The sequence below is a fragment of the Nocardioides sp. genome, from assembly GCF_036405735.1.
Taxonomy (GTDB): domain Bacteria; phylum Actinomycetota; class Actinomycetes; order Propionibacteriales; family Nocardioidaceae; genus Nocardioides.
In genome coordinates this window covers 23376-44896 of sequence record NZ_DASWXC010000004.1, presented here as the reverse complement: position 1 = coordinate 44896, position 21521 = coordinate 23376, and the positions used below count along the sequence as shown (strand labels likewise).

Here is a 21521-nt window from a genome sequence, read left to right as displayed (position 1 = left end):
ACGCCGACCGCGAACCGCACGCTCGAGGAGATCGCCCAGTGAAGCTCATGACCCACCTCCGGCCGCCGGCCTCCGGCCGCCCGCTGCGGCTGGCCGGCGTGATGGCCGTGACGGCGCTCGCCGTCAGCGCCAGCGTGCTCCCCGCCTGGGGAGCCGACGAGAGCTCCGGTGTGGACATCGTCAACACCGAGACCGTCCAGATCTACACCGACGCCGACGGCAAGGTGAAGAGCAAGCGCCTCTACGAGCAGCTGGTCCTGTCCGGCGACGGCGAGGTCCGGCTCACCAACCCGGTCGACAAGGGCGGCCTGCGCAACCTGGACGGCTTCGGTGGCTTCGACGTCCGCAGCGGGCTGCAGCACGTCGAGACCACGGTCGACGGCGAGAAGGCGATGCGTGCGGTCAGCAGCTACAGCGGCGCGCTGCCCCTGAAGGTCGGCGTGACCTACCTGCTCGACGGCAAGAAGGTCTCCGCTGCCGACGTCGTCGGCGAGTCGGGCCGGCTCGAGGTCCGCTACCGGGTCGAGAACGTCAGCGCGAAGCCGACCGAGGTCAGCTACCCCGACGGCCAGGGCGGCACGGTCACCGAGACCGTCGACGTCCCCGTGCCGATGGTGGGCAGCCTCACCGTCAACACGCCGCCGAACTACCGCAACGTCTCCTCGGGCGAGGCCAACCTCGCGGGTGACGGCAAGGGCGGCACCAAGCTCTCGTTCACGATGACGCTCTTCCCGCCGATCGGCTCGACCACCGCCGAGTTCGGCTACACCGCCGACATCACCGACGGCGTCGTGCCGCGCGCGGACATCTCCGCGCTGCCGGTCAACCCGCTGGACAGCCCGACCTTCAAGACCGCGGCCTCCAGCTACCAGGGCGGTGCCGACACCGGCGCCCAGCTCGCCGCCGGTGCGACCGAGATCGACGCCAACCTGCTCAAGCTGCGCGACGGCGCGGCCGACCTGCTCGCCGGGCTGATCCAGCTCCACGACGGCGCCGGTCAGCTCAACGAGGGCCTGAGCAAGGCCGCTCCCGGTGCCCAGAAGCTCTCCGACGGCCTCGGCAAGGCCCGGGACGGCGGCAAGAAGCTGGCCGACGGCGCCGGCAAGCTCGCGGCGGGCCTCGGTGACGCCGACAGCGGTGCGAAGAAGCTGCAGTCGGGAGCCTCGGAGTTGAACGCGGGCCAGAGGTCGCTCGCCGGTGGACTGAAGCAGCTCAACGACGGGCTCGCGGCGCTGCCGGCCGGACTCCAGACGATGATCGACAAGGTCGGGACCCTGGATAGCGCGCCGAGCACGACCAATCTTCTTGGCGCCATCAAGATGTTGAGCTATGGCGTTCAGATGCCCGCCGGCACGGCGGACTGCTCGTCCGCCGGTGCAGACGCTGGTCGCTGCGGTGTTCTTGACGGCATCGACGCGACGATTCAGACGATCCAGTCGAGCACAGCCACTGCGACCGCAGTCGGCACCGCTCTCGCTACGACCGCCGGCACTGTTTGTGCGGCAAGTACTGCTCCGGTGGCATGTGTCGACGCATTCAACGGCACCACCGGTCTCGGTGCCCAGCTGACAGGGATCCTGACCGCTAACCGCGACAGCATCGTCGCCGGGTTGCAGAGGATCAAGAGCGGTGCAACTGCTCCGGGCAAGCTTACTGACGGCTTCACCTTGCTGCGGAGCAAGATCTCGACGGGCAACGTCGCCGCGTGTGCTGCAGGTGGTGCGTGTGGCCTTCTCGAGGGCCTGATGGTGGCCAAGGGCGGTGCAGAGAAGGCGCGTGCCGGCATCGGCTCGGGTGCTGCTGGCTGCGACGCCAAGGCATCGCTTCAGTGCGGTGCCAACGCGCTCCTCGCTGGTACCGGCCAGATCGTGGACGGTACCGACCAACTGGTCGGCGGAACCAAGAAGCTGCGTGACGGCGGCAGGGCCCTGAGTGCCGGCGCGGGCGACCTCAACGACGGCCTCGGCCAGCTCGACGACGGTGCGCGCGAGCTCGCCGGTGGTCTGGGGGACGCGGCCGACGGCATCGGGCGGCTCGAGGACGGCCTGGGCGAGGCCTCGGCCGGCGCTCCGCAGCTGGTCGACGGCGCCGAGCGGCTCTCGGCCGAGGGCACCCAGAAGCTCGCGGCGGCCGGTGTGGACACCGCGCAGAGCTACGGCCAGATGGCGGCCGTCATCCAGGCCGGTGCGACCCGTGCCGACGAGGAGCGCATGATCTACGGCGCTCCCGAGGGAGCCATGGGCCTGACGGCGTACAGCTTCGTCCTCCAGGGTGAGGACGGCGCCGGCGCCCGGAACCTGACCCGTGGCCTGCTGGCCGGTGGCCTGCTGGCTCTCGGCAGCGGTGCGGTGTTCCTGCGGCGCCGGTTCATCTGACGCTCGACCGCACGACGGGGCGGCCGGTCCGAGAGGACCGGTCGCCCCGTCGTCGTTCCTGAGTCAGCCTGGTCAGGCCAGGTCGGCCGCGAAGATGGCGGTGCCGGGGGTCACGACGCCGCGGGTCCGTGACCAGCCGCCCCACACCCGGTCGTTGTCGGCCGGCCACTCGGGCTCGACCAGGTCGGTGATCCGGAAGCCGGCACCGGCCAGCAGGGCGACCCAGTCGCCCAGGGTGCGGTGGTGCTCGACGTACGACACCTCGCCGGTCGCGTCGTCGACCTCGACGTACGGCGTACGGTCCCAGTAGGACTGGCTCGCGACCAGTCCTTCGCGCCCGGGGTCGTCGGGGAACATCCAGCGGGTGGGGTGGGTGATCGAGAACGCGAACCGGCCGCCCGGGCGCAGCACTCGGGCCACCTCCGCGACCGTGACCTCGATGTCGCTGACGAACTGCAGCGCGCCGAACGAGCAGAACACCACGTCGAAGGAGGCGGCACGGAACGGGAGCGCCGTCGCGGTGGCCTGCACCGACGGCACCGCGACGCCCGTGGCCTCGTCGATGCGACGGGAGTGCTGCAGCTGCCGGTGCGACAGGTCGAGCCCGATGACCCGTCCGCCGCGGGAGCGCACCCACCGCGAGCACTGGCCCGCGCCCGAGCCGAGCTCGAGCACGTCCCGGCCGGAGACCTCGCGCAGCACCCGGAGCTCGGCCTCGGTATGGCCCTCCGGCCCCCACACGAAGCCGATGTCGCCGAGGAAGCTGCCGTGCGTGGCCTGGTACTCGTCGGCGTAGCGGTCCCAGTCCGGTCCGTTGGCGCGGCGCGACTCCTCCTCGCTGACCGGCCGCCGCTCGACCTGGACCGGGCGGTGCGGCGGGACCGGGGACGGTGCGCCGGTCGGATCGACAGCCTCCACGGCGCGCAACCCTACTCGCTGCGCGGCTCGGCCCCATCCGCCGGTTGGACGCCGCCGCGCGAGGCGGCGTACCCTGGGAGGACGTGTGGAGTCCGTCGGCGTCCCAGACCGAGCGGACGCTGGCTCACTGTCGATCTCCGTCGTGGTGAAACCCGGCTTCAGGCGTGCCCGCACGATTTCTGCCCACCAAGGACATACCCCTTCTTATGACGAGCACCATTCTCCCGGACTACGACGCGCCGCAGGTTGCGGTCAACGACATCGGGTCCGAGGCCGACTTCCTCGCCGCGATCGACGCGACCATCAAGTACTTCAACGACGGTGACATCGTCGACGGCACCATCGTCAAGGTGGACCGCGACGAGGTCCTGCTGGACATCGGCTACAAGACCGAGGGCGTCATCCCCTCGCGCGAGCTGTCGATCAAGCACGACGTCGACCCCTCCGAGGTCGTCGCCGTCGGCGACAAGGTCGAGGCCCTGGTGCTCCAGAAGGAGGACAAGGAAGGCCGCCTGATCCTGTCCAAGAAGCGCGCCCAGTACGAGCGCGCCTGGGGCACGATCGAGCAGGTCAAGGAGGAGGACGGCGTCGTCGAGGGCACCGTCATCGAGGTCGTCAAGGGCGGCCTCATCCTCGACATCGGCCTGCGCGGCTTCCTCCCCGCCTCGCTGGTGGAGATGCGTCGCGTCCGCGACCTGCAGCCGTACGTCGGCCAGACGCTCGAGGCGAAGATCATCGAGCTCGACAAGAACCGCAACAACGTGGTCCTCTCCCGCCGTGCCTGGCTCGAGCAGACCCAGTCCGAGGTTCGCCACGGCTTCCTGACCCAGCTCCAGAAGGGTCAGATCCGCAAGGGTGTCGTCTCGTCGATCGTCAACTTCGGTGCGTTCGTGGACCTCGGCGGCGTCGACGGTCTCGTCCACGTCTCGGAGCTGTCCTGGAAGCACATCGACCACCCGTCCGAGGTCGTCGCCGTCGGTGACGAGGTCACCGTCGAGGTGCTCGACGTCGACATGGACCGCGAGCGTGTCTCCCTGTCGCTGAAGGCGACGCAGGAGGACCCGTGGCAGCACTTCGCCCGCACCCACCAGATCGGTCAGATCGTCCCGGGCAAGGTCACCAAGCTGGTGCCGTTCGGCTCGTTCGTCCGCGTCGAGGAGGGCATCGAGGGCCTGGTCCACATCTCCGAGCTGGCCGAGCGCCACGTCGAGATCCCGGAGCAGGTCGTTCAGGTCAACGACGACGTCATGGTCAAGATCATCGACATCGACCTCGAGCGTCGCCGGATCTCGCTGTCCCTCAAGCAGGCCAACGAGACCTCTGCCGCCGCGGACGTCGAGGAGTTCGACCCGACGCTGTACGGCATGCCGGCCAGCTACGACGAGCAGGGCAACTACCTCTACCCCGAGGGCTTCGACTCCGAGACCGGCGAGTGGCTCGAGGGCTTCGACGAGCAGCGCGCCGCCTGGGAGGAGCAGTACGCCAAGGCGCACGCCCGCTGGGAGGCCCACGTCAAGCAGCAGCAGGAGGCCAAGGTCGCTGCGGCCGAGGCCGGCGAGGCCAACTCCTACTCGTCGGCTCCGGCGCAGGAGGAGACCGGCGGCTCGCTGGCTTCCGACGAGGCGCTGCAGGCGCTGCGCGAGAAGCTCACCGGCGGCAACTGACGCTGCAACACAACTGAAGGGCGCCCACCGTTCGCGGTGGGCGCCCTTCGGCGTATCTCGGCTTGCTTCGGTGGGGTCAGAGCCGGACCAGGTGGGGGTCGCCGACGGCGCCGAGGTCGTCGAGCACCTGCGTGACGTTGCCGGGGCCGGCGAACCGGTCGTGACGGGCGTAGGCGGCCAGCGCGACGAAGGTCGCTGCCAGCGCCAGGAGGGTCAGTACGAGGGTCATGGCAGTAATCATGCGCCCGATGTGATCCGGTCACGAGTGGCAGTTGTGCCGACGTACGTCGAAATGCTGCCAGAAGTGTGTCAGGCTGGGTCCGTGACGCTGACGAACGTGGCCGCCCTGGTGTGGGACGGTGTCGCCCCCTTCGAGTTCGGTGTGCTGTGCGAGGCTTTCGGGCTGGACCGGCGCGACGACGGCGTCCCGCTGCTGGAGTTCGCCGTCTGTGCGCCCCGGCCGGGGCCGGTGGAGTTCTCGCTCGGCTTCAGCCTCAACGTGGAGCACGGGCTGGAGCGCCTCGAGGAGGCCGACCTGATCGGCATCCCCGCGATGCGCCGCAGCGACGGACTCCCGGCCGGCGTGGAGGCGGCGTTGCTGCGCGCCTTCGAGCGCGGCGCTCGCATCCTCACGGTCTGCTCGGGCGCCTTCGCCCTGGGCGAGGTCGGCCTGCTCGACGGACGCGAGTGCACCACGCACTGGAAGTACACCGACGAGCTCGCCGCCCGCTACCCGGAGGCCAAGGTGGTCCCCGAGGTGCTCTACGTCGACGCCGGCCAGATCGTGACAAGCGCGGGAACCGCCGCTGGTCTCGACGCGTGCCTCCACATCTGGCGCCAGGAGTACGGCGCCGCGGTCGCCAGCATGGTCGCCCGCCGGATGGTGGTGCCGCCCCAGCGCGACGGCGGGCAGGCGCAGTTCATCGCCCGTGCCGTGCCGGAGTGCGACGCCGACACGCTCGCCCCGCTTTTGGCATGGATCGCCGAGAACCTCCACGAGGAACTCGACGTCGACTCGCTGGCGCGCCGCTCCCTGATGTCGCCGCGCACCTTCGCGCGGCGTTTCCGGGCCGAGACAGGGACGACGCCGCACGCCTGGGTCACCAGCCAGCGGGTGCTGCGGGCCGAGCAGCTGCTCGAGCAGACCGACCGTCCGGTCGAGTGGATCGCCACCGAGGTCGGCTTCGGCAACGCCGCCACGCTGCGGCACCACTTCACCCGGGTGCGCGGGCTGAGCCCGCAGGCGTATCGCCGGCGCTTCGCCTGCTGAGTCCGAGCGCGCGGTGCCTCGCTAGGGTGCGGGCGTGAGAGTTGGGCTGACCGGCGGCATCGCGTCGGGCAAGAGCACCGTGTCCGCCATGCTGCGCGAGCTGGGCGCCATCGTCGTCGACGCCGACCTGCTGGCGAGGGAGGTCGTCCGTCCCGGGACGCCCGGCCTGGCACAGGTGGTTGCGGCCTTCGGTCCCGAGATCCTCACCGCCGACGGTGAGATGGATCGGGCGAAGGTCGGTGCGATCGTGTTCGCCGACCCCGAGCAGCGGCAGCGGCTGGAGGCGGTGATCTGGCCCCTCGTGCACGAGGCCGGCCAGGCGCTCGCGGCGGCCGCCGGACCCGGCGACGTCGTCGTACACGACATCCCGCTGCTGGTCGAGACCGGCCAGCAGTCCTCGTTCGACGCGGTCGTCGTGGTCGACGTACCCGTCGAGGTCCAGGTCGAGCGGATGGTCCGCGACCGGGGCTGGACCGAGGCCGAGGCGCGGGCCCGCATCGCCGCCCAGGCCACTCGCGAGCAGCGGCTCGCCGCCGCGACCTACGTCATCGAGAACACCGGGACGCGCGAAGACCTCCGCCGGAGGGTGGCGGAGGTCTTCGACCGGCTGGCTGAGCGATCGCGCAGCTGACGCGTCGTCAGGCTGCGAGATCGGGGTCGCCGAGGCGACGGAGCTTCTGGAGCGCCTCCCGCTCGAGCTGGCGGACCCGCTCGGCCGAGATGCCGTGCTTCTGCCCGATGTCGGCGAGCTTGTGCTGCCGGCCGTCGAGCAGGCCGTAGCGGGAGCGGATGATGTCGGCGGCGCGGTCGTCGAGCTGGCTGACCAGCGCGTTGAGCCGGTCGCGGGACTCGGTGTCGAGCACCGTGAGGTCCGGACCGGGGGAGGTCTCCTGGGCCATCAGGTCACCCAGCGAGGTGTCGCCGTCCTCGTCGACGGGGGTGTCCAGCGAGACGTGCTCCCGGCCCCACGCCATCAGGTCAAGCACGCGCTCCAGCTCCATGCCGAGCTCGGCGGCGATCTCGGCCGGCTCCGGGTCCCGCCCCAGCTGCCGCTCGAGCGTACGCCGGGCGCCGCCGACCTGGTTCAGCTCCTCGACGACGTGCACCGGCAGCCGGACCACGCGGGCCTGCTGGGCGATGCCGCGCGTGATGGCCTGCCGCACCCACCAGGTCGCGTAGGTCGAGAACTTGTAGCCCTTGGTGTAGTCGAACTTCTCGACCGCCCGGATCAGGCCGGTGTTGCCCTCCTGGATCAGGTCGAGCATCGGCATCTGAGCGCGGCCGTACTTGCGCGCGATCGAGACCACGAGCCGCAGGTTGGCGGTGATGAAGGTGTCCACCGCCTGGCGACCCTGCTCGGCCAGCCACTCCAGCTCCGCGCGGGTGGCGTTGCCGGGTGCCTTGCGGCCGACCAACCCCTTCGCCAGGAGGTGCTCGGCCATGAGGCCGGCCTCGATCGCCTTGGAGAGCTCGACCTCCTTGGCGGCGTCGAGCAGTTCGTTGCGGGCGATCTCGTCGAGGTAGAGGCCGACACTGTCGCGGCCCTCGATCTCACGAGTCTTGGTCACAGTCGCCATGGGTGGACCCTCCTAACGCGAGCAGGGTGTGGGGAGTCCCTGCAGGGTTTCAACGCATCAGGTGACCCCTGGATTCCCGGGCCATGCATGCGCTCTCATCAGGTTTCGACGCGCGAGCACGCTCGGAAGTTGCGTGGTCCGGCAGTTCTCAGGGAATCCTCAGGCCGGACCTGACGCCAGCCCTGACGCAGGCCCCGACGCGAGCCCGAGCCGGTCGAGCAGCCACGCGAGGCTGAAGGCGCGGTCGTGCCAGGCCTGGTAGCGGCCCGACACCCCGCCGTGCCCGGCCGACATCTCGGTCTTCAGCAGCACGTCCTCACCGTTCTCGGCGACCTCCCGCAGCCGCGCCACCCACTTGGCCGGCTCGACATAGAGCACCCGGGTGTCGTTGAGGCTGGTCTCGGCCAGGATCGGCGGGTAGCGGACCGGCCGGAGGTTGTCGTAGGGGGCGTAGGACGCGATGTAGTCGAACACCTCCGGATCGCCCTCCGGGTTGCCCCACTCGTCGTACTCCACGACCGTCAGCGGCAGGCTCGCGTCGAGCATCGTGGTCAGGTTGTCGACGAACGGCACCGACGCCACGATGCCGGCGAACAGGTCCGGCGCCAGGTTGGCGACCGCGCCCATGAGCAGGCCTCCGGCGCTGCCGCCCTCGGCGACGATCCGTCCCGGCTGCGCCCAGCCGGAGTCGACGAGATGGCGGGCACAGGCGACGAAGTCGGTGAAGGTGTTCTTCTTGTTCAAGACCTTGCCGTCGTCGTACCACCGTCGGCCCATCTCGCCCCCGCCGCGCACGTGGGCGACGGCGAAGGCCGCGCCTCGGTCGAGGACGGAGAGCCGGGCGACGGAGAACCACGGGTCCAGCGAGTGCTCGTAGGAGCCGTAGCCGTAGAGGTGCACGGGCACCGGGCCCGCCGCGCGGGCGTCCTTGCGCACGACGATCGAGATCGGGATCAGGACTGCCTCCTCGCCCGCGTCACTGGGCGCCCACAGGCGGTGCTCCTCGTAGTCGTCGGGGTCGTAGGCACGGCCGTCGAGCGGCAGCACGGGGCTCTGCTTGCGCAGGCTGAGCTCGCGGGTGCGGACGTCGTAGTCGTAGACCGATCCCGGCACCCGCATCGTCGTGTAGCCCAGCCGCACGACGGGCTGGTCGAAGGCAGGGTTCCCGCCGGAGCCGATCGTGTAGAGCTCGTCGTCGAACCTCACGAGGTAGTCGTCGCCGACGCCGTCGTCGCCGAGCTCGAGGATGCGCAGCTGGGTCAGGCCCCCGCTGCGCTGGTGGACGACGAGGTGACCGGCGAACGCGTCCACCGACTCCAGCCGTACGGCGGGGTCGTGGGCGATCAGCGCCACCCACTCGCTGCGCGGGGTCGGCGCGATGGGCGCCGTGGCGATCTCGAAGTCGGGGCCGTTGCCGTTGTGCAGCACCAGGAAGACGTCGCGTCCCGCGATCACGGCGTGCTCGAGGCTGTACTCGACGCCCTCCTCGCGCTCCGCGAACACCCGCCAGCCCTGCTCAGGAGCGTCGAGGTCGAGGAAGCGGTACTCGGTGGTCGTCTTGGCGCCGGACTCGATGACGAGGAACCGGTCGCTGCGACTGCGACCCACCCCGGTCCAGAACCGCTCGTCGGTCTCGTGGTGCACGAGCTCGTCGTCGGACTGCGCGGTGCCGAGGGCGTGGCGCCAGACCTTGTCGGGACGCCACGACTCGTCGACGGTGGAGTAGTAGAACGACGTGCCGTCGCGGTCCCAGGTGACGCCGCCCATGACGCCCTCGATGACGTCCGATAACAGCTCGCCGGTGGTCAGGTCCTTGACCCTGACCGTGTAGCGCTCGTCGCCCACGACGTCGGTGGCGTAGGCCAGCAGCGTCGTGTCGGGGGAGACCGCCGAGCCGCCGAGGGAGAAGAAGTCGTGGCCCTCGGCCAGCTCGTTGAGGTCGAGCAGCACCTGCTCGCCCGGGAGGGCCGGCTGGTCGGGGGAGACGTCGGCGGGCGCCGGCGGCGTCCAGTCGTCGGGGTCGGCGACGGGGACGCGACAGCTCGCGCCGTACTCCTTGCCCTCGAAGGAACGCCCGTAGTACCAGAAGCCGCGGTTGCGGGTCGGGACCGAGAGGTCGGTCTCCAGCGTGCGCTCCTTGATCTCGTCGAAGAGCGTCTGGCGCAGGTCGGCCAGGTGTGCGGTGCGCGCCTCGGTGTAGGCGTTCTCCGCCTCGAGGTGGGCGATGACCGCCGGGTCCTCCTTGGCGCGCAGCCACTCGTAGTCGTCGACGCGGACCCGGCCGTGGTGCTCGCGGGTGAGTGGGCGCTTCTGGGCCACAGGTGGGGCAACAGGTGGGACGGGCGGGAGGGCGGGCTGCGGCATGCCGGTGACCCTATCCTCGGGCCTGTGAGCGCCCGTGCCGACCTGACGGTGGACCTCAACGCCGATCTGGGCGAGGAGGTCACCGACGACGCGGCGCTGCTCGCTGTCGTCACCTCGGCGAACGTCGCCTGCGGCTACCACGCCGGCTCGCCCGCGATCATGAGGGCGGTGTGCGCGGAGGCCGCGCGGCTCGGCGTCTCGGTGGGCGCGCAGGTCTCGTACGACGACCGGCCGGGCTTCGGCCGGGTCCCGCTCGACGTCGACCCCGAGGTGCTGCGCGAGCAGGTCCGCGACCAGGTCGGCACGCTGTCGGAGATCGCGGCCCGTCAGGGCCTCACAGTGCGCTACCTCAAGCCGCACGGCGCGCTCTACCACCGCACCAGGGACGACGCGGAGCAGGCGGCCGCCGTGCTCGCCGGCTCGGGCGACCTGCCGGTGCTCGGCATGCCGGGGGAGCTGCTGCGGCAGGCGGCCGCCGTCGGCCGCGCGACCCTGTTGGAGGGCTTCCCGGACCGCACGTACGACGGCGACCGGCTGCGGCCGCGGGACGAGCCCGACGCGGTGCTGACCGACACCGGTCTGATCACGCGCAACGCCCTCCGGCTCGCGCCCGCGGTCCGCTCGCTGTGCCTGCACGGCGACACTCCCGGTGCCGTGGCGCACGCCCGGGCCGTGCGTGCGGCCCTGGAGTCGGGCGGCTGGCGGCTGGTGGGGCTGTGAGCGTCCGGGTGGTCCCCGTCGGGACGGCCGCGCTGCTGGCCGAGGTGGCCGACGCGGTCGCGGCCACGGGCCTCGCGGAGTGGGCCCGGGCCAGGGGAGTGCCGGCCACCGAGATCGTGCCGGGTGCCTGCACGGTGCTGTTCGACGGCGTGACCGATCCCGCCGGCGTGGCGGCCGCGCTGCGCGAGTGGTCGCCGGGCGACGTACCGCCTCCGGGACGGGTCGTCGAGCTCCCGGTCCGCTACGACGGTGCCGACCTGGGCCAGGTGGCCGAGCGGTGGGGCACCGACGCCGAGGGTGTGATCGCGCGTCATACGGCGCTCGAGCTGACGTCGGCCTTCTGCGGCTTCGCGCCGGGGTTCGCCTACCTCGCGGGTCTGCCGCGCGAGCTGCAGGTGCCACGGCTGGCCACGCCGCGGACCCGCGTGCCGGCGGGATCGGTGGCGATCGCCGGGGAGTGGTGCGGCGTCTACCCGACCGCGTCGCCCGGCGGCTGGCTGCTGCTCGGGACCACCGACGCGGCGCTGTGGGATCCGCTCGCGGACCCGCCGGCGCTGCTGGCGCCCGGCACCAGGGTCAGGTTCCGCCGTGCTTGAGGTGCTCACGGCGGGCGTCCTCACGACCGTCCAGGACCACGGTCGGGTCGGCTGGGCGCATCTGGGGGTGCCCCGGGCCGGCGCGCTCGACCGGCCGGCCGCGGACCTGGCCAACCGGCTGGTGGGGAACCCGCCGGGAGCGGCCGTGCTGGAGACCGTGCTGGGCGGGCTGGTCCTGCGCAACAGGGGCCCGGGCCGCTGGGCGGCGCTGACCGGGGCGAGCGGCCCGGAGGTGCGGTGGTGGCCGAGCGGCGGGGAGCTGAGGGTGGCGGCGCCGGCCACCGGTGTCCGGACCTATCTCGCCGTCGCGGGCGGCGTCGCGGTCGAGCCGGTGCTCGGATCCCGCTCGACCGACACGCTCGCGTGGGTGGGTCCGTCCCGGGTGGTCGACGGCGCACTGCTGCCGCTAGGGGCCCCGGTGGGGGAGCCGTCGCCGCTGGACGTGCCGCGGACCCCCCGGCTCGAAGCACTGCGGATCGTGGCCGGGCCACGGGCCGACTGGTTCGCGCCCGACGCGCTCGACCGGCTGTGTGCGACGACGTGGACCGTGCAGGCCGACTCCGACCGCGTCGGACTGCGGCTGGCGGGCCCGCCCCTGGAGCGCGCCCGCTCGGGCGAGCTGCCCAGCGAGGGCATGGTGCTGGGCGCGGTCCAGGTCCCGCCCGACGGGCAGCCGGTGGTGTTCCTGGCCGACCACCCGCCAACCGGCGGCTACCCGGTGCTCGGCGTCGTGCATCCCGCGGACCTGTGGTGGTGTGCGCAGCGGCGACCGGGGGACGCGGTCAGGCTCCGGCGGGCTCCGGTGGCGCCCAGGGGCTGAGGTCGGGGTCGTCGGCGGGATAGGACCGCACCGGTCCGGGCGGCGTGTCGGCGGTCTCGAAGCGCACCGTCACCACGCCGCGCCCCGCGCCCCACACCCAGCCGCGACCCATGTCGGCGTGGACGACGTCCATGCCCGGTGTCCAGCCCGGCTGGTCCCGCAGCCCGGGCACCGGAGCCTGTGGCGCGTCGTCCTCCGGCTCCTCCTCGCTCTCCCCGAACAGGTCCTCCTGGATCCAGTCGGCGAGGCCGGAGACGCCGACGCCCAGGAGTCGGACGCCGCCGCTGGTCGCGCCGCTCTCGACCAGCTCCGCGAGCAGCGCCTGCGCCAGGCGAGCGACGGTCGCGACGCTGTCGGTCGGCGAGGGCAGCGTGGTGGAGCGGTTGAGGGTGGTGAAGTCGTGCAGCCGGACCTTGATGGTCACCGTGCGACCCGACAGGCCATGCTTGCGCAACCGGCCGGCGACCTCGCGCGCCTGCCGGCCCACCAGCTGTGCCATCAGCACGCGGTCGGTGAGGTCGGTGGCGTACGTGCTCTCGACGCTGACCGACTTGGCCTCCTGCTCGGCCACCACCGGCCGGTCGTCCTGGGCCCGCGCGAGCTGGAACAGGCCGGTGCCGTGCGCCTTGCCGACCAGCCGGACCAGCTCGTCGAGGCTGACGGTCTCGAGCTCCGCCACCGTGTGGATGCCGGCCCGTCGGAGCCGCTCGGCGGTGGCTGGTCCGACGCCGGGGATGACCTGCACGTGCATCGGCCGCAGCAGGTCCAGCTCGGTGCCCGGCGCCACCACGACCAGCCCGTCGGGCTTCTCCAGGTCGCTGGCCACCTTGGCCACGAACTTGCTGCTGCCCACGCCCACGCTGGCGGTCAGACCGCCGGTCAGCTCCCGGACCCGCTCCCGGAGCTTCTCGGCCAGAACGCTCACGGTCGCCACGTCCAGGTCGGCCAGGCCGTCCGCGGCGGCCAGGTCGACGAAGGCCTCGTCGAGCGACAGCGGCTCGACGAGCGGGGAGACCTCACGCAGCAGCCCCATGACCACGTCGCTGACCGCCCGGTAGGCGGGGAAGCGCGGGTTGAGGAAGGCGGCGTGGGGACACCGGGAGCGGGCCTCCCGGGTCGACATCGCCGAGCGGACGCCGTACCGCCGGGCCTCGTAGGACGCCGTCGCCACGACGCCGCGGCCACCGACGCCGCCGACGACCACCGGCTTGCCGCGCAGGGAGGGCTTGTCGCGCTGCTCGACCGACGCGTAGAACGCGTCGAGGTCGAGGTGGAGGACGCTGGCGTGCGGGCGCACGGCCCGAAACCTATCCCGCGCCACCCCTGCCCGAGGCACCGGGCGGGCCGGTTCCTGTCCACAGCGGCCGCGGCCGCAGCGGCTCTCCACAGGCCGTACGCCGGCCGGCGGCCGGTGTCCCCACCGAGGAGCAGCGTCGGCGCCATGACCACCGCCACCGAGCCACCCTTCGTCGTCAAGTGTCCCGAGGACCTCATCGCCTTCGTGCCGGTCGCCCTCGGCTTCGAGCCCCGGGACTCCGTCGTCCTGCTCACCTTCGGTGGCGGACGGCCCTTCCACGCCCGCCTCGACCTGCCGCCGCCCAACGGGGTGGACCGGTGCGTCGCACAGCTGCTGCGACCGGCCCGCCGGCACCGGGTCGCCCGCGCCGCCCTGCTGATCTACACCGACGACCACCGCCGGGCCCGGCGGGTGGGGCGCGCGGCCCGGCAGGCGTTCCAGACGGCGCGGATCACGCTGATCGACGTGCTCCGTGTCGACGCCGGTTGCTGGTTCACCCCGTTGCGAGGAGGGGGCGTCGATCAGGGCGTCCCCTACGACGTCAGCGCGCACCCGTTCCGGGCGAGAGCGGTGCTGCTGGGGAAGGTGACGTTGGGGTCCCGCGAGGAGCTGGTCGCCAGTCTCGCCCCCGACGTCGCGGGCGGCGCTCGCGTCGCGGCGGCCACCGCCGAGGTCGAGCCGCTCGACGCCGGGGCGGTCGAGCGACTGGTGTCGGGCTGGCTGGAGCGCCGGTCGACGCCCGACGACCGCGAGGTGGCCGCGCTGCTGCTCGGTCTCACCGACGACCAGGTGATGCTGGCCGCCTGCGGCCGGATGGGGGCCGTTCACGTGGCCGAGTCCGACGCCGAGGCCGACGCCGCGCGGGCCCGCGTGGACTTCTGGCGTGCCGTCGTCCGGCGCGCGCCCCGCTGGCTGGTCGCCGAGCCCGCGGCCGTGCTGGCCTTCGTCGCCTGGCTGGCCGGTGACGGTGCGCTCGCGTGGTGCGCGGTCGACCGGTCCCGCGAGTGCGACAGCCACCCGCTCGCCGATCTGGTCGCCGGTCTGTTGGAGGAGGCGGTGCCGCCGGAGGCATGGCGTGGCGGGCTGGGAGCCATGCCGGAGGACGCCGCTGGGTAACTGGTGCCCATGTCCGCATCAGCGACCCGCACCGTCGGCGTGGAGGAGGAGCTCCTCCTGGTCGACCCCACGACCCGTGCTGTGAGCGCCCGCTCCGCCGAGGTCCTCAAGCAGCACCGCGAGCACGGTGGCGGCCGTGATCCCATGGCCGCCAGCGACGAGCTCGACCAGGAGCTGTTCCTCCACCAGATCGAGACCCGCACCGACCCGAGCACCGAGCTCGCCGACATCCGCTCTCAGCTGGTCGCCGCCCGGCGTACCGCAGGCGAGGCCGCGGAGGCGGCCGGCCTGGCCGTGGTGGCCTGCGGCATCGTGCCGCTCGAGGGCGAGGGGCCTCAGGTCTCGGCCAACGACCGCTACCGCGCGATGGTCGAGATCTTCGGCGAGACCGCGCGCACCGGCAGCACCTGCGGGACCCACGTCCACGTCGCGGTCGCGTCACCCGAGGAAGGGGTAGGCATCATCGACCGGATCGTCCCGTGGCTGCCCGTCCTCGTGGCGATCGGCGCCAACTCGCCGTTCGCCGAAGGCCGTGACACCCGCTACGCCTCGTGGCGCTCCCAGGCGTGGTCGCGCTGGCCGAGCGCCGGCTCGACGGAGGCGTTCGAGTCGCTCGAGGGCTACCGGGAGGCGTCCCGGCAGCTGCTGATGACGGGCGCGGCCCGCGACGAGGGGATGCTCTACTACGACGCCCGGCTCTCAGCCGGCCAGCCGACGGTCGAGGTGCGCGTGCTCGACGCCTGCACCGATCCCGACGACGTGGTGCTCGCGACCGCACTGGTCCGAGGCCTGGTCGAGACCGCCGCCGAGGAGTGGGCGCGCGAGGAGCCGTTGGCCCGCTGGCGCGCCGAGGTGCTGCGCGCCGCGCACTGGCGCGCGGCGCGGATGGGTCTGTCCTCCACCCTCGTGCACCCGCGTGAGCGTGAGCTGCGGCCGGCCCGGGAGGTGCTCGAGGCCCTCGTCGACCATGTCCGCGACCGGCTGGAGGCCGCCGGCGACCTCGACCTCGTGCGCGACGGCGTCAAGCGGGTGCTGCAGGCCGGCGGCGCGACCCGGCAGCGTGCGGCGTACGAGCGGACGGGGTCGGTCGAGGGGGTCGTCGACGACCTGCTCGAGCGGACGCGCGCGAGCTGGGCCGCCTGAGCGAGGATCAGGACATGGGCGAGGAGATCGACCAGCAGGAGTTCGGCGGCAGCGACCGCACCCGGCACCGGGTCAAGCTGCGCCGCTGCCTCGAGGCGCTCGCGCGGCTGCTGCGCGAGCACCGGTTCGAGGCCGACGACCCGATGACCGGGCTGGAGGTGGAGCTGAACCTGGTCGACGACCAGGGTGAGCCGGCGCTGAAGAACGACGAGGTGCTCGCCGCGATCGGCGACCCCGACTTCCAGACCGAGCTGGCGCAGTTCAACATCGAGCTCAACGTGCCGCCGCGACCGCTGCACGACGGCGGGCTGACGGCCTTCGAGGAGCACCTCGGCGGCGCGATCTCCGCGGCCGAGGAGCGGGCCGCCGAGGTGGGCGCGCACCTCGTGCTGATCGGGATCCTGCCGACGGTCACCGAGCGCCACCTCGGGATCGACAGCATCAGCGCCAACCCGCGCTACTCCGTGCTCAACGAGCAGGTCCTCGCCGAGCGCGGCGAGGACATCTCGATCGCCATCGGTCGACGCGAGCGCCTGCGTACCGCCGCCGACTCGGTGATGCCCGAGGCGGCCTGCACGAGCACCCAGTTCCACGTGCAGGTCCGGCCTGAGGAGTTCGCCGCGTACTGGAACGCCTCCCAGGCGATCTCGGCGGTGCAGGTCGCCGTCGGGGCCAACTCGCCCTATCTGCTCGGGCGCGAGCTGTGGCGTGAGACCCGGATCCCGCTCTTCGAGCAGTCCACCGACACCCGCAGCGAAGAGCTGAAGGCGCAGGGCGTGCGGCCGCGGGTGTGGTTCGGTGAGCGGTGGATCACCTCGGTGTTCGACCTGTTCGAGGAGAACGCCCGCTACTTTCCCCCGCTGCTGCCGGTGCTCGACGACGAGGACCCGCTCGCCGTGCTCGACGCCGGCGGCACGCCCTCGCTCGCCGAGCTCAAGCTGCACAACGGCACCATCTACCGCTGGAACCGGCCGGTGTACGACGTGGTCGGGACCGCCGACGACGGCGTCCCGCACCTGCGGGTGGAGAACCGCGTGCTGGCGGCCGGCCCGACCGTCACCGACGTGGTCGCCAACGCCGCGTTCTACTTCGGGCTGGTGCGGAGCCTGGCCGAGAGCGCCCGGCCGCTGTGGTCGCAGATGTCGTTCAGCGCTGCCGACGACAACTTCCACACCGCCGCCCGCGACGGGATCGGTGCCGAGATCTACTGGCCCGGGGTGGGCGCGGTGAGCGTCACCGAGCTGGTGCTGCGGCGGCTGCTCCCCCTCGCCCGGGAGGGCCTGGCGGCGTGGGGCGCGGACCCGTCCGAGAGCGACCGGCTGCTCGGCATCATCGAGCAGCGGTGCGTGCTGCGCACCAACGGCGCCGAGTGGCTGGTGGGCCGGATGCGGGCCCGGTCGGGTGAGGACCGGATGACGGCGCTGCGGGCGACGCTGCAGGAGTACCGCGAGCGGATGGCCACCAACGAGCCCGTGCACACCTGGGACTGAGTCCGGGGCCGTGACGGGCCGCTACTGGCGCGCCCGGATCCGGACCCAGCGCCGGCTCAGGCCGGTGAGCGGGTCCAGCCAGCCGTGGCGGGTGACCGCGACGAACACCAGACGGCGGCCGGCCTCCGCGAACGCCTGTCCCGCAGCGGCCGCCCAGGCGACGTCGGCGTCCTGCTCCACGAGCTCGCCGGGACGGGTCAGCCACACCAGCGGCGCCGTCGTACCCGCGCGCCGGACCAGGGCCGCGATCAGGTCCGCGCGCAAGGCGTGGTCGGTGGGCTCCTCGGGCCGTACCGGCAGCACGGCGGTCGGACCGCCGGGCGTCCCGACGTGGACGATGGCGACGTGGCGCCGCCGGTGCTCGGACAATGCGTGGTCGAGCACGGCCCGGCGCAGCAGCCGCAGGAGCGGCGGCGGCACCGGCTCGTGGAGGCCCGGTCCGGGTCGGGGCGTGGCGGCCATGGCGCCACCCTGCCGTGCCGGGCGCCGGTGCGCAGACTCTCCTCCACAGGGCGGGTCGGCGCGCTCAGGATCGAGTAACGTGGATCACACGCTCAGCAGAGAGGGGTCGCCATGGCATCGGTGGTCGTGGGCTACGTGCCCAAGCCGGAGGGGGAAGCGGCGCTGGACAAGGCCGTGGAGGAGGCGCGGCTGCGAGGGCTCAAGCTCGTCGTGGTCAGCTCCCACCGGGGTGGGCCGGACTTCGACGCGGACACGGCCGCCGACTACGAGCGGACCCTGGAGGACGTCGGCAAGCGGCTCGACGACAGCGGCGTGCCGTACGTCGTGCGCCAGCTGGTCCGCGGCTTCGACCCGGCCGACGACCTCATCAGCATCGCCGAGGCCAACGCCGCCGAGCTGATCGTGATCGGCCTGCGCCGGCGCTCGCCCGTGGGCAAGCTGATCCTGGGCAGCAACGCCCAGCGGATCCTGCTCGACGCCCACTGCCCGGTGCTGGCGGTCAAGGCCGGCGACTGAGCCGACCGGTCACTCGCGCAGCCCGGCGAGCCGGCGTACGGCGGCCAGTCCGTCCGGCGTGCCCGGCCAGTGTCGCTCCAGTGCCTGCGGACCCGCGTGACGCACCACGGAGCGCAGGGTGAGCGCCACCACGATCGCGTCGTCGGCGTAGCCCGCGACCGGTATGACGTCCGGCACCAGGTCGAGCGGCATCGCGAGGTAGGCCAGCAGCAGCCACAGCCGCACCCGCACGCCCCGGGGAAGATCGCGGTCGCCGGCCAGCCGGCGCAGCAGCCGCACCACGTCGGGCAGCAGTCGCAGCGCCTCCGCGAGCCGCCCGCTGCGCTCGTCGCGTCGGCCCGCGACGACCAGCGCCGCGACCAGCAGCAGCCACACCAGGAGGAGGCCGCCGAGGACCACGAGCGCTGTCGACCACGGTTGGCTCACGGGCGCCAGCGTAGTTGCGGCACGATGGCCCCATGCCCATCCAGATCGCCCAGGACCCCGCCGCCGACAAGGTCCTCACCGAGGACCCCTTCGCGCTGCTCGTCGGCATGATGCTCGACCAGCAGTTCCCGATGGAGCGGGCCTTCGCGGGGCCGGCCAAGGTGCTGGAGCGGTTCGGGACGCTCGAGCCGGGGGCCATCGCCGCCGCGGACCCGGAGGCGTTCTCGGAGCTGTGCCGGCAGCCGCCCGCCATCCATCGCTACGGCGGCGCCATGGCGACCCGACTGCAGGAGCTGGCCGGTGTCGTCACCGAGACCTACGGCGGCGACGTGACCCGGCTGTGGACCGAGGCGGCCAGCGGTGCCGACCTGCTCAAGCGGGTGATGGCACTGCCCGGCTTCGGCAAGCAGAAGGCGCAGATCTTCGTGGCTCTGCTGGCCAAGCAGCTCGGTGTTCGTCCCGACGGCTGGGAGAAGGCCGCGGGGACGTACGCCGAGGAGGGCTACCGCTCCGTCGCCGACGTGGTGGACGCCATCTCGCTGCAGAAGGTGCGCGACTACAAGAAGGCCCAGAAGCAGGCCCAGAAGAAGCAGGCTTAGAAGGCGGAGGCCAAGGCGTCGCGCTGAGCCGGTGTCGGACGATCTGGGGACTCGTGGCAGAATGGCCGAGCGGCTCTTGACGTCACCGGGCCCGGCCGCGCCCATAAGCCAGTCACACGAGAGGTGTTCGTGTCCTCGAACGCACGCAAGATCCCCGCTGAGGTGCTCGCTCACCCCGCCGTCGTGTCGCTCATCGCCGCCGGGAAGCCCGCCGGAAGCGTCTCGCCGGAGGAGGTGCGCCGCGCCAGCGAGGAGGCCTCGGTCGAGCCGCGGCACCTCAAGGCGCTGCTCGCACACCTGAGCTCGCTGGGCATCTCCGTGGACATCGGCGTCTCCTCGGGCAAGGCGGCCGCGGCCGCATCGCCGGGGAAGAAGACCACCACCGCCAAGGCGCCGGCCAAGAAGGCGGCCGCGAAGAAGGCCGCCGAGCCGGCGGCGAAGGCGGCCGAGCCGACGGGTGCTGACGAGGAGGAGCTGGAGGAGGTCGACCTCGAGGACCTCGCCATCGACGACGACGTCAGCGAGGTGGCCGAGCCCAAGATCGGTCCCGACGGCAAGAAGGTCCTGCCCGACCTCTCCGACGAGCAGTTCGAGAAGGACGTCGCGTCCGACCCCTCCATCAAGGAGGACGAGAAGGAGGCCTCCTTCGTCGTCTCGGCCGCCGACGACACTGACGAGCCCGAGCAGCAGGTCATGGTCGCCGGCGCGACCGCCGACCCGGTCAAGGACTACCTCAAGCAGATCGGCAAGGTCCCGCTCCTCAACGCCGAGATGGAGGTCGAGCTCGCCAAGCGGATCGAGGCCGGCCTCTTCGCCGAGGAGAAGCTCGGCAAGGGCGGGAAGCTCACCGAGAAGGTGCGCGAGGAGCTGGAGTGGATCGCCGAGGACGGCCGTCGCGCCAAGAACCACCTGCTCGAGGCCAACCTGCGTCTCGTGGTCTCGCTGGCCAAGCGCTACACCGGCCGCGGCATGCTCTTCCTGGACCTGATCCAGGAGGGCAACCTGGGTCTGATCCGCGCGGTGGAGAAGTTCGACTACACCAAGGGCTACAAGTTCTCGACCTACGCCACCTGGTGGATCCGGCAGGCGATCACCCGTGCGATGGCCGACCAGGCCCGCACCATCCGCATCCCGGTCCACATGGTCGAGGTCATCAACAAGCTCGCCCGGGTGCAGCGGCAGATGCTGCAGGACCTGGGCCGCGAGCCCACCCCGGAGGAGCTCGCCAAGGAGCTCGACATGACCCCCGAGAAGGTCATCGAGGTCCAGAAGTACGGCCGCGAGCCGATCTCGCTCCACACCCCGCTGGGGGAGGACGGCGACTCCGAGTTCGGCGACCTGATCGAGGACTCCGAGGCGATCGTCCCCGCCGACGCCGTCAGCTTCACGCTGCTGCAGGAGCAGCTGCACGCCGTGCTCGACACGCTCTCCGAGCGCGAGGCGGGCGTCGTCAGCATGCGCTTCGGCCTCACCGACGGCCAGCCCAAGACGCTGGACGAGATCGGCAAGGTCTACGGCGTCACCCGCGAGCGGATCCGCCAAATCGAGTCCAAGACCATGTCGAAGCTGCGGCACCCGTCGCGCTCGCAGGTCCTGCGCGACTACCTGGACTGAGAGCTGGCCTGAGCCCGGCCGGCCGGCGTCAGGTCAGCACGACGCCGGCCACCCAGGTGGCGGCGGCCAGCACACCGGCCGCCAGCTCGATCACGATGGAGAGCCCGACGGCCTTGAGGGCGTGCACGGTCGAGGGCCAGGCCGACGAGCGGCCGACGCGGTGCCACTCGGCGAGGAAGACACCCAGCACGAAGCCGAGCAGCAGTCCGACCACCGGCACCACGAAGAACCCCAGCACGCCCAGCGCGGCGCCGGCCAGCAGCGTGCTCGTGGGCACGCCGGCACCCTTGAGCCGCCGCCCCGGGACGAGCAGCTTCACCACCGCCCCGGCGGCCAGCAGGACGGCGGCGACCGAGAAGACCAGCCAGGCCGTCGTACCGCCGGTCGCGGCGGCCCAGACCAGCACGGCCGCGCCGATCAGCAGCGTGCCCGGAAGCACCGGGACGAGCACGCCGACGAGGCCGACGGCGATGGCGAGGGCGACGAGGATCTCGGTCGGTGACACGGTCCTCACCCTCCCATAGCGGGAAATGACGAAGGCCCCGGACACACCT

21 protein-coding genes are annotated in these 21521 nt (G+C 72.3%); 13 read left to right on the top strand and 8 right to left on the bottom strand.

All coding sequences use genetic code 11. The features are described from left to right. The first annotated feature begins 47 nt into the window (after positions 1-47). Positions 48-2375, top strand: coding sequence for a hypothetical protein (locus tag VGE38_RS00575; RefSeq protein WP_331140584.1), 2328 nt, complete (start codon positions 48-50; stop codon positions 2373-2375). 72 nt (positions 2376-2447) lie between these two features. Here the strand turns inward: VGE38_RS00575 and VGE38_RS00570 are convergent, their stop codons facing one another. Beyond that, complete coding sequence (locus tag VGE38_RS00570; protein WP_331140583.1) at positions 2448-3293, bottom strand: class I SAM-dependent methyltransferase; 846 nt, start codon at positions 3291-3293, stop codon at positions 2448-2450. A gap of 206 nt (positions 3294-3499) precedes the next feature. On the opposite strand from VGE38_RS00570, the gene rpsA reads away from it, so the two are divergent. Then, complete coding sequence (gene rpsA / locus VGE38_RS00565) at positions 3500-4957, top strand: 30S ribosomal protein S1 (RefSeq protein ID WP_331140582.1); 1458 nt, start codon at positions 3500-3502, stop codon at positions 4955-4957. A gap of 76 nt (positions 4958-5033) precedes the next feature. Here the strand turns inward: rpsA and VGE38_RS00560 are convergent, their stop codons facing one another. Continuing rightward, a complete protein-coding gene (locus VGE38_RS00560) occupies positions 5034-5186 on the bottom strand; it encodes a hypothetical protein (RefSeq protein ID WP_331140581.1) in 153 nt (50 codons plus the stop codon). A 93-nt stretch (positions 5187-5279) separates the two neighbouring features. On the opposite strand from VGE38_RS00560, the gene VGE38_RS00555 reads away from it, so the two are divergent. Then, positions 5280-6227 (top strand): helix-turn-helix domain-containing protein, encoded by a 948-nt coding sequence (locus VGE38_RS00555; RefSeq protein ID WP_331140580.1) that lies wholly within the window; start codon positions 5280-5282, stop codon positions 6225-6227. A 34-nt stretch (positions 6228-6261) separates the two neighbouring features. Beyond that, positions 6262-6858: a dephospho-CoA kinase gene (gene coaE, locus VGE38_RS00550; protein WP_331140579.1), complete on the top strand. Its 597-nt coding sequence runs from the start codon at positions 6262-6264 to the stop codon at positions 6856-6858. A gap of 7 nt (positions 6859-6865) precedes the next feature. On the opposite strand, the gene VGE38_RS00545 is transcribed toward coaE, so the two are convergent. Both VGE38_RS00545 and VGE38_RS00540 read right to left on the bottom strand, forming a co-directional pair. Beyond that, entirely contained in the window at positions 6866-7804 is a 939-nt protein-coding gene (locus VGE38_RS00545) for a sigma-70 family RNA polymerase sigma factor (RefSeq protein ID WP_331140578.1), read from the bottom strand. 159 nt (positions 7805-7963) lie between these two features. Beyond that, a complete protein-coding gene (locus VGE38_RS00540) occupies positions 7964-10168 on the bottom strand; it encodes a S9 family peptidase (RefSeq protein ID WP_331140577.1) in 2205 nt (734 codons plus the stop codon). A 24-nt stretch (positions 10169-10192) separates the two neighbouring features. Here VGE38_RS00540 and VGE38_RS00535 point away from each other — a divergent pair, with 24 nt between their 5' ends. Genes VGE38_RS00535 through VGE38_RS00525 form a run of 3 tightly spaced genes read left to right on the top strand, consistent with a single transcriptional unit; the run spans position 10193 to position 12304 of the window. Continuing rightward, positions 10193-10888, top strand: coding sequence for a 5-oxoprolinase subunit PxpA (locus VGE38_RS00535; RefSeq protein ID WP_331140576.1), 696 nt, complete (start codon positions 10193-10195; stop codon positions 10886-10888). Next, positions 10885-11484, top strand: coding sequence for a 5-oxoprolinase subunit B family protein (locus VGE38_RS00530; protein WP_331140575.1), 600 nt, complete (start codon positions 10885-10887; stop codon positions 11482-11484). The genes VGE38_RS00535 and VGE38_RS00530 overlap by 4 nt, the downstream gene beginning before the upstream one ends. Further along, positions 11477-12304, top strand: coding sequence for a 5-oxoprolinase subunit C family protein (locus VGE38_RS00525; protein ID WP_331140574.1), 828 nt, complete (start codon positions 11477-11479; stop codon positions 12302-12304). Before VGE38_RS00530 ends, VGE38_RS00525 begins: the two co-directional genes overlap by 8 nt. Here the strand turns inward: VGE38_RS00525 and VGE38_RS00520 are convergent. Beyond that, a complete protein-coding gene (locus VGE38_RS00520) occupies positions 12267-13601 on the bottom strand; it encodes a DNA polymerase IV (protein WP_331140573.1) in 1335 nt (444 codons plus the stop codon). The two genes, VGE38_RS00525 and VGE38_RS00520, sit on opposite strands and share 38 nt — an antisense overlap. Positions 13602-13745: 144 nt before the next feature. Between VGE38_RS00520 and VGE38_RS00515 the strand changes: the two genes are divergently transcribed. Genes VGE38_RS00515 through VGE38_RS00505 form a run of 3 tightly spaced genes read left to right on the top strand, consistent with a single transcriptional unit; the run spans position 13746 to position 17350 of the window. Continuing rightward, the gene (locus VGE38_RS00515) at positions 13746-14717 is read left to right on the top strand and encodes a DUF4192 domain-containing protein (RefSeq protein WP_331140572.1); all 972 of its coding nucleotides are present in this window, start codon (positions 13746-13748) and stop codon (positions 14715-14717) included. Between the two features lie 9 nt (positions 14718-14726). Beyond that, positions 14727-15860, top strand: coding sequence for a carboxylate-amine ligase (locus VGE38_RS00510; RefSeq protein ID WP_331140571.1), 1134 nt, complete (start codon positions 14727-14729; stop codon positions 15858-15860). A 14-nt stretch (positions 15861-15874) separates the two neighbouring features. Then, on the top strand, positions 15875-17350 hold the full coding sequence (locus tag VGE38_RS00505) for a glutamate-cysteine ligase family protein (protein WP_331140570.1): 1476 nt from the start codon (positions 15875-15877) through the stop codon (positions 17348-17350). A gap of 21 nt (positions 17351-17371) precedes the next feature. On the opposite strand, the gene VGE38_RS00500 is transcribed toward VGE38_RS00505, so the two are convergent. Continuing rightward, the gene (locus VGE38_RS00500; protein WP_331140569.1) at positions 17372-17812 is read right to left on the bottom strand and encodes a hypothetical protein; all 441 of its coding nucleotides are present in this window, start codon (positions 17810-17812) and stop codon (positions 17372-17374) included. 111 nt (positions 17813-17923) lie between these two features. On the opposite strand from VGE38_RS00500, the gene VGE38_RS00495 reads away from it, so the two are divergent. After that, positions 17924-18328: a universal stress protein gene (locus tag VGE38_RS00495; protein ID WP_331140568.1), complete on the top strand. Its 405-nt coding sequence runs from the start codon at positions 17924-17926 to the stop codon at positions 18326-18328. Between the two features lie 9 nt (positions 18329-18337). Here VGE38_RS00495 and VGE38_RS00490 read toward each other — a convergent pair whose 3' ends face one another. Further along, entirely contained in the window at positions 18338-18754 is a 417-nt protein-coding gene (locus VGE38_RS00490; protein WP_331140567.1) for a YkvA family protein, read from the bottom strand. A 32-nt stretch (positions 18755-18786) separates the two neighbouring features. On the opposite strand from VGE38_RS00490, the gene VGE38_RS00485 reads away from it, so the two are divergent. After that, a complete protein-coding gene (locus VGE38_RS00485; protein WP_331140566.1) occupies positions 18787-19353 on the top strand; it encodes an HhH-GPD-type base excision DNA repair protein in 567 nt (188 codons plus the stop codon). Between the two features lie 123 nt (positions 19354-19476). Continuing rightward, entirely contained in the window at positions 19477-20967 is a 1491-nt protein-coding gene (locus tag VGE38_RS00480; protein WP_331140565.1) for an RNA polymerase sigma factor, read from the top strand. A 28-nt stretch (positions 20968-20995) separates the two neighbouring features. Here the strand turns inward: VGE38_RS00480 and VGE38_RS00475 are convergent, their stop codons facing one another. Beyond that, the gene (locus VGE38_RS00475; RefSeq protein WP_331140564.1) at positions 20996-21472 is read right to left on the bottom strand and encodes a DUF456 domain-containing protein; all 477 of its coding nucleotides are present in this window, start codon (positions 21470-21472) and stop codon (positions 20996-20998) included. Positions 21473-21521: the final 49 nt, after the last annotated feature.